The organism is Henriciella sp. (assembly GCF_049649345.1).
Lineage (GTDB): Bacteria > Pseudomonadota > Alphaproteobacteria > Caulobacterales > Hyphomonadaceae > Henriciella.
The window spans coordinates 1-1,570 of sequence record NZ_JBARZC010000385.1 but is presented as its reverse complement, the minus strand read 5'-3'; the positions used below and the strand labels follow the sequence as shown (position 1 = coordinate 1,570).

3 protein-coding genes are annotated in these 1,570 nt (G+C 55.8%); 1 reads left to right on the top strand and 2 read right to left on the bottom strand.

From position 1 onward, the window contains the following. The coding region (locus WA989_RS10465; protein WP_424340440.1) for a GNAT family N-acetyltransferase at positions 1-280 on the bottom strand (280 nt) is incomplete at its 3' end. A gap of 119 nt (positions 281-399) precedes the next feature. Next, the gene (locus WA989_RS10460) at positions 400-969 is read right to left on the bottom strand and encodes a hypothetical protein (protein ID WP_424340439.1); all 570 of its coding nucleotides are present in this window, start codon (positions 967-969) and stop codon (positions 400-402) included. A 135-nt stretch (positions 970-1,104) separates the two neighbouring features. Here WA989_RS10460 and WA989_RS10455 point away from each other — a divergent pair. Then, the coding region (locus WA989_RS10455) for a LysR family transcriptional regulator (RefSeq protein WP_424340438.1) at positions 1,105-1,570 on the top strand (466 nt) is incomplete at its 3' end.

Below are 1,570 nucleotides of genomic sequence, written 5' to 3'. Positions count from 1 at the left end.
GTATTTGGGCCATCATCAGCCGATAACCCTTGCGTGCCGCGAGTTCGTAAGCGTGGGCAAGGAGGACGCGCTCGATCTGCTGGCCCCGATGCTTTGGCAGGACGCCGACACGCTCCAGTTTGCAGAAGCCGGCAAACCAGCGCACCCGAAGTGTGCCGACAGGTTCGCGGCCGATAAATGCCAGCAGGTGGAGCCCTGCGAAGTCATTGCCGTCAAATTCCTCGTGATATGGACAATCCTGCTCAGCCATGAAGATGGCGGCCCGGATGGCGGTGAGCATGTTGTAATCATTCGGTGTGCAGGCAACTGACACTTTCACATTCGCAAGTTGCGCCGCCGAGGGCGGACTTCTTCGCGACGCCAGACCAATCTTCGGGTGAGGCAGGACGGCTTCCATGATCAATCGATCGGATCAAATACGAAGAGGTCGGGCAGACCGCCTTCGAGACGCCTGAAACCAAGCTGTAGCATAGAACGGGCGCCGGCTTCCGTCGCGCCGCGTGCATAGCATGGAACGGGAGCATAAAGGGAGACACGGACACTTGCAGAGGCCGCCATCATCGCTCGCCGTGCTTCTTTCGTCGCGCCTGCATAGACGCCGATATAGAGACCGAAAATTGGTGTATTTGCGGGGGCTACATGGCGCAGGGCCGGATCTCCTGGAGTGTATGTGCCGGTTTCGACCGCTTCCCTGCCCTCTTCTGTGAGCGGGATGATGAGATAGAGGCCTTCAATATCCTCGCCCGTTATCCAGACGGTCATCTGTGTGATGGCATCCAGGGTGAGGATCACGGTTTCACGGGCCAGCGAAGACCCGAGCAGCAATTCACCGAGCTCCAGCGCCGGTTTGACCTGGGAAAGCTCGCACCGCCTCAGGCCGAACTCCCCCATGGCCTTGGCCATTTTTTCAGGATGAACGAAGCAGTAGGGTCTGACGGGTGCTGATGCAACTGACCGGTGAATGCTCATATCGATTCTCTCCTTACGAGAGAAATAGATAAATTCGCGCAAGAGTTGTCAATAGATTGTTTTACAATTCAGGATTCTCGCAGCAGGACGAATTTCAAATTTGAAACGCGTGGTGATTGGACGTTATAAGTCGCGATGAGCAAAGACAGAATGAATTGGGACAGGCTACGCGTCTTCGGCGTCGTTGCGGAACTCGAAAGCATGACAGCGGCTGCAAAGCAGCTTGGAGAATCGACGCCCACAATCAGCCGGAAGATTGATGATCTTGAGCGAGTGCTCAACTGCCGCCTGCTGGTCAGAAGCACAAAGGGCGTCGAGGTGACCGAGCTCGGCCGGCAGATCCTGCGCCGTATTCATGTGATCAACGACCAGGCCAATTTTATTTGGGAAGATGTCAGCGACCTTGATGAGGAAGCCGGCGGCGAATTGCGGATTGGCTCCCTGGACGGAGTCCTGTCGCATTGGCTGACGCAGTTTCTTCCAGAGTTTCTTGAGGACAACAAACAGCTTCAGCTCCAGATAAGAATCCTGGAGAACACGCCGAAATTGCTGCAGAATGAAGCTGATCTGAGCTTCGTGTTTACCAAGCCCCAGCATCGCG

What these genes read in the sequence shown, in the direction of transcription:
- WA989_RS10460 (WP_424340439.1), bottom strand. Translation starts at nt 969, where the DNA reads ATGAGCATTCACCGGTCAGTTGCATCAGCACCCGTCAGACCCTACTGC.